Below are 5,829 nucleotides of genomic sequence, written 5' to 3'. Positions count from 1 at the left end.
TTGCAAGAAATACTCACAACTCAATTAATTATTTTAATTTAGTCAATAAACTGTAACGCTTATTTAGGACTAGTCACATATCAGAATTATTTTACTTCTTCAAAATCCACATCAGTTACTTCATCGTCGTTGCTTCCGCCTTTCTGACTTTCACCGCCGGATGTCTGCTGACCTGCTCCAGGATCAGGTTGTCCCTGGCCCTGAGCCTGACTTGCATTATACATTTCCTGGGAAGCAGCCTGAAATACAGTATTCAGTTCATTCATGGCAGAATCAATTGCTTCAGTATTCTGCGACTTGTGTGCTTCTTTTAGTTTATTTAATGCATCTTCAATCGGTTTTTTCTTGTCTGCCGGCAACTTGTCGCCAAATTCTTTGAGCTGTTTTTCAGTCTGGAAAATCATACTGTCGGCAGCGTTAAGTTTGTCGATACGTTCTTTCTCTTTTTTGTCGGCATCAGCATTTGCAGAAGCCTCGTCTTTCATTCGTTTTATTTCGTCGTCTGAAAGTCCTGAAGAAGCTTCAATACGAATACTCTGTTCTTTTCCGGTTCCTTTATCTTTTGCAGAAACGTTCAGGATGCCATTGGCATCAATATCGAATGTAACTTCAACCTGTGGTACACCTCGTGGGGCTGGTGGAATTCCGTCTAAATGGAAGCGTCCGATAGTTTTATTATCTCTTGCCATCGCACGTTCTCCCTGCAATACATGAATTTCAACCGAAGGTTGATTGTCTGCAGCTGTTGTGAATGTTTCTGTCTTTTTGGTTGGAATAGTTGTGTTGGCTTCAATTAATTTAGTCATCACACTACCCATTGTCTCAATACCTAAAGACAGCGGTGTAACATCCAAAAGAAGTACATCCTTAACTTCACCGGTTAAAACGCCACCCTGAATAGCTGCACCTACAGCAACTACCTCATCCGGGTTGACCCCTTTAGAAGGTTCTTTGCCAAATAATTCCTTTACTTTAGCCTGAACTGCAGGAATACGTGTTGACCCACCAACAAGAATAACTTCATTGATATCTGATGGTGATAATCCGGCATTTTTTAATGCTTTCTTACATGGTTCAACGGTAGCCTGAATTAAAGAATCTGATAGTTGTTCAAATTTAGCTCTTGACAGACTTCTTACCAGGTGTTTTGGAATTCCGTTTACCGGCATAATATATGGCAGATTGATCTCTGTCTGAGTTGAACTTGAAAGCTCGATTTTTGCCTTTTCTGCTGCTTCTTTCAAACGTTGCAAAGCCATTGGATCTTCGCGAAGATCAATGCCTTCGTCTGCTTTGAATTCGGCGGCCAGCCAGTCAATAATTACCTGGTCGAAATCATCACCACCAAGGTGTGTATCACCATCCGTTGATTTAACTTCAAAAACTCCGTCGCCTAATTCAAGAATTGAAATATCGAAAGTACCTCCACCAAGGTCAAATACTGCAATTTTCATATCATGATCCTGCTTGTCGAGACCATATGCCAATGACGCTGCTGTAGGTTCATTCACTATCCTGCGCACATTTAACCCGGCAATTTCTCCGGCTTCTTTTGTTGCCTGACGTTGTGAGTCACTAAAATAAGCAGGTACTGTAATAACTGCATCAGTAACTTCCTGTCCAAGATAATCTTCTGCTGTTTTCTTCATCTTCTGAAGAACAATTGCAGATATTTCCTGCGGGGAATATAACCTGCCATCGATATCAACACGAGGTGTATTATTTTCTCCCTTAACTACCTTATAAGAAGCTCTCTTAATTTCTTTTGTAACGTTATCATAAGTTTCACCCATGAAACGTTTAATTGATGCAATCGTTTTTTGCGGATTCGTAATGGCCTGACGTTTTGCCGGATCACCAACTTTGCGTTCAGAATTTTCTACAAAAGCCACCATTGATGGCGTTGTACGTTTACCTTCGCTGTTAGGGATCACAACCGGCTCATTTCCTTCCATTACAGAAACACATGAGTTTGTTGTTCCAAGGTCGATTCCTATAATCTTTCCCATTTTTTATTTTTTTAGTGGTTAATATTCAAATTCACGCCACTCTTAAGTCAAATGTTATGCCAAAAAAGGAAGTTGATTTTAACCTTGAAAATATGTCAGAGGTACAATGGTGACTGCAATAAAATGCGTCAAATTGTCAATTTTGATTTTAAAGTTTAGGAAGGCATGACAGGATGTAGATTTGAAATGACATTATGATTGACACGAATCAATTTGTTGGATCAGAACATTTGCATGTCATGCAATTTTTTATAAATCCCTTTAAGGCTGAGCAGGTCTTCGTGCTTGCCACGTTCAACTATTTTACCTTCATGCATAACACAAATTTCATCAGCATTTCGTACCGTTGATAGCCTGTGTGCAATTACTATGGTGGTTCTGTTTTTCATAAGGTTCTCCAATGCATCCTGAACCAATCGTTCTGATTCTGTGTCAAGTGCTGATGTTGCCTCGTCAAGAATTAAAATCGGGGGATTAGCCAGTACAGCCCTTGCAATGCTTATTCTTTGTCTCTGTCCACCGGAAAGTTTGCTTCCTCTGTCACCAATATTGGTATCGTATCCAAATTCTGTTTCCATGATAAATTCATGGGCATTAGCCACCTTTGCTGCAGCAATAACCTCTTCTTTGGTGCTGTTCTCTAAACCAAATGCGATGTTGTTATAAAAAGTATCATTAAATAAAATAGGATCCTGATTCACATTGCCCATTAAATGCCTCAGAGATTTTACTCTTACATTTTTAATATTATGCCCGTCTATGATGATCTCTCCATTTGTAACATCGTAGAAACGGGGAAGCAGATCCACCAGGGTCGTTTTTCCTGATCCCGATTGTCCAACCAATGCCACTGTTTTGCCTTTAGAAATTGAAATGTCAATGTTACTGAGAACCATCTCCTTTTCATACTTAAAGCTAACATCTTTATATTCGATTTTGTCATGAAAACCAGTCAATTCTTCAGCCTCTTTTTTATCCACAATATTTGACTCGGTCTGAAGTATTTCATCTATGCGTTCCATGCTGGCCAAACCTTTCTGAATGGAATAAAATCCTGTAGAAAATGCTTTTGCCGGATTGATAATACTATAAAAAATAACCAGATATACCATGAACATGGATGCTTCAAGAGAAGCTGAGCCTGCGAAAATTAACTTTCCTCCATACCATAATACAATAACAATGACAATAGTTCCGAGCAGTTCGCTAACGGGGTGAGCCAACTGACGTTTACGCATCAATCTTTTTTGGATCCGGAAATGTTTATCAACATTCTCCCTGAAATTCCTTTTGCTTTTATGTTCGGCATTAAAGGCTTTTATGATCCGCAATCCGGACAGAGATTCCTCAATATTTGAAAGAATTATGCCAAGTTGAATCTGACCTTTATTGCTCGTCCGTTTAAGTGTTTTCCCGATTCTACCTATAATCGTACCACTAATTGGCAGTAAGACAAAAACAAAAATTGTTAATCTCCAACTCATATATACCATGGTCACCAGATATATAAGGATAATGATGGGATTCTTAAACATGATTTCAATGGAATTGAAAATTGAGTTTTCAACTTCCTGTACATCACTTGACATTCGGGACATTATGTCACCTTTTTTTTGTTCAGAAAAGAAACCGATGGGTAAATCAAGAATTTTCTTATAAATAATATCGCGTATATCTCTGGATATACCTGCACGCATCGGTATTATACTGTAAGCTGCAAGATAAGCAAGGCCTGTTTTTAATAGTGAGAATACAATAAGAAATATTCCAATGAATCCCAAAGTGTAGCTTTTACCTTTCATATCAATCAAATGACCAATATAATAGTAAAAGTTATTGCTCAGAGAATCCGTAAAGGCCTTAATACTTTCATAAGAAATATTCTGATGTATGTAGGTCTCTTTACTAATACCAAATAGAATTTCCAGAATTGGTTTCATCATATAAAATGAAAACAAACCGGCAAAAGTACTAAGTATGGTTAATACAATATTAAGTGTTAAGTTGGTTTTATAAGGAGGAATAAAACGTCTTAAGATTTTGAAAAAATCCTTCATTAATAATTTTTAATGGTTGGTTTAATTAGATTCCTGTGTAATTATAAGGTGTAATTGTTTTCATTTTTACCTTCAGTTCATTATCAATATTTAATGACTCAATAAAAGAGTGAATACTTTCCTTGTTAATTACATTATTTGTTCTTGTTAGTTCCTTTAAAGCTTCATACGGATTAGGATAACCAATACTGCGCAAAATTGTTTGAATTGCTTCTGCAACAACTGCCCAGTTTTTATCCAGATCAGCTTTTAATGCTTCTTCATTTAATAGGAGTTTTCCTAATCCTTTTAATAACGATTTAAATGCAATTAAAGTATGGCCAAATGGGACACCAATATTTCTTAGTACAGTTGAGTCGGTAAGATCGCGCTGCAATCTGGAAATAGGTAGTTTTAATGTTAAATGATCCAGAATAGCATTTGCAACACCCAGATTCCCTTCAGCATTTTCAAAATCAATTGGATTTACTTTATGTGGCATAGCTGATGAACCGATTTCGCCTTTTTTAATCGTTTGTTTGAAATAGTCCATCGAAATGTAGGTCCAAATATCCCGACACAAATCAATAAGTATGGTATTGATGCGCTTCAGGTTATCCATAAATGCACCCAGCTCATCGTAATTTGAGATCTGTGTAGTGTATTGTTCCCGTGTTAATCCTAGATACTCCGATACAAATTTATTCCCAAATTGCATCCAGTCGATCTCAGGAAAGGAGACCTTATGTGCATTTAAGTTTCCGGTTGCCCCTCCAAATTTGGCAGTAAAAGGTATTTGGCTAAAATGTTCTATTTGTCTTTCAAGCCGGTAAACAAATACCATTATCTCTTTCCCCAGCTTCGTTGGCGATGCTGGTTGTCCATGTGTTTTGGCAAGCATCGGAATATCCTTCCATTTTTCTCCGTTATCTGCAAGAACATTAATTACCTCCGACAGTAGTGGATAATAAATCTTATCAAATGCTTCTTTAATAGATAATGGGATAGCGGTATTATTAATGTCCTGAGATGTAAGTCCAAAATGAATGAATTCCTTAAACTTGCTGAGCCCGATTTTATCAAATTCTTCTTTGATGAAATATTCAACTGCTTTTACATCGTGATTTGTAACGATTTCAATATCTTTTATGCGTTGGGCATTTTCTAAAGAAAAATTAGAAATTATGCTTCTTAACGATTCTATATCTTCTGATTTGATGTCTTTTAGCTGGGGAAGTGGGAGTTCGTGTAATGCAATAAAATATTTAATCTCTACTTCAACTCTGTATTTTATGAGTGCAAATTCCGAAAAATAGTTCGTTAATTCTTTTGTTTTACTGTGATACCGACCATCGATTGGAGATACTGCAGTTAATTCTGATAGCGCCATTTCTGATTAATTAAATTGAACTGCAAAAATATCACATTTATTGTGTTTTTAAAATAATATGGATTGCCTATATAGATAAAGTGTAGACATTCTTCCGTTACAACGTTAATGTATGTTTTGGAATGTACTGATATATTTTACTTTTTTAAGCCTTATTTGTAAACAACTATGCAATTTTATCTGTTATATTAATCGTGTCTTATCTCAGACACATAGTTCTTAGTTTACTTCTGAAAGTATTATTCTTAAAGCTTTTGCTCTTTATTTATGAAACATGTAAAAATAATTTTCATGTTATACAGCACAATTTCAAGGGTTTAAGGAATGGTAATAAAAAAGGGGTAAAAAAAGATTGAAAAAAGTTTGGAGAAATGGGATAATAATGATTTTCTTT

At 36.3% G+C, this 5,829-nt stretch carries 3 protein-coding genes; all 3 read right to left on the bottom strand.

Annotated features, from left to right (window positions below):
- Positions 1 to 86: 86 nt before the first annotated feature.
- The 3 genes from dnaK to purB all read right to left on the bottom strand — a co-directional run bounded on the left by dnaK (position 87) and on the right by purB (position 5,435).
- Complete coding sequence (dnaK, locus tag ACE1ET_RS20070) at positions 87 to 2,009, bottom strand: molecular chaperone DnaK (RefSeq protein WP_375730215.1); 1,923 nt, start codon at positions 2,007 to 2,009, stop codon at positions 87 to 89.
- 221 nt (positions 2,010 to 2,230) lie between these two features.
- Complete coding sequence (locus ACE1ET_RS20065; RefSeq protein WP_375730214.1) at positions 2,231 to 4,066, bottom strand: ABC transporter ATP-binding protein; 1,836 nt, start codon at positions 4,064 to 4,066, stop codon at positions 2,231 to 2,233.
- Positions 4,067 to 4,091: 25 nt separating this feature from the next.
- The gene (purB, locus tag ACE1ET_RS20060; protein ID WP_375730213.1) at positions 4,092 to 5,435 is read right to left on the bottom strand and encodes an adenylosuccinate lyase; all 1,344 of its coding nucleotides are present in this window, start codon (positions 5,433 to 5,435) and stop codon (positions 4,092 to 4,094) included.
- Between the last annotated feature and the right edge of the window lie 394 nt (positions 5,436 to 5,829).

The organism is Quyinboa mangrovi, assembly GCF_042219825.1.
In the GTDB taxonomy this organism is placed as follows: Bacteria; Bacteroidota; Bacteroidia; order Bacteroidales; family UBA5342; genus JBHJHP01.
Note: the sequence above shows the minus strand (reverse complement) of the source record. Positions and strands in the feature narration are given on the sequence as shown.

What these genes read in the sequence shown, in the direction of transcription:
- dnaK (WP_375730215.1), bottom strand. Translation starts at nt 2,009, where the DNA reads ATGGGAAAGATTATAGGAATCGACCTTGGAACAACAAACTCATGTGTT.
- ACE1ET_RS20065 (WP_375730214.1), bottom strand. Translation starts at nt 4,066, where the DNA reads ATGAAGGATTTTTTCAAAATCTTAAGACGTTTTATTCCTCCTTATAAA.
- purB (WP_375730213.1), bottom strand. Translation starts at nt 5,435, where the DNA reads ATGGCGCTATCAGAATTAACTGCAGTATCTCCAATCGATGGTCGGTAT.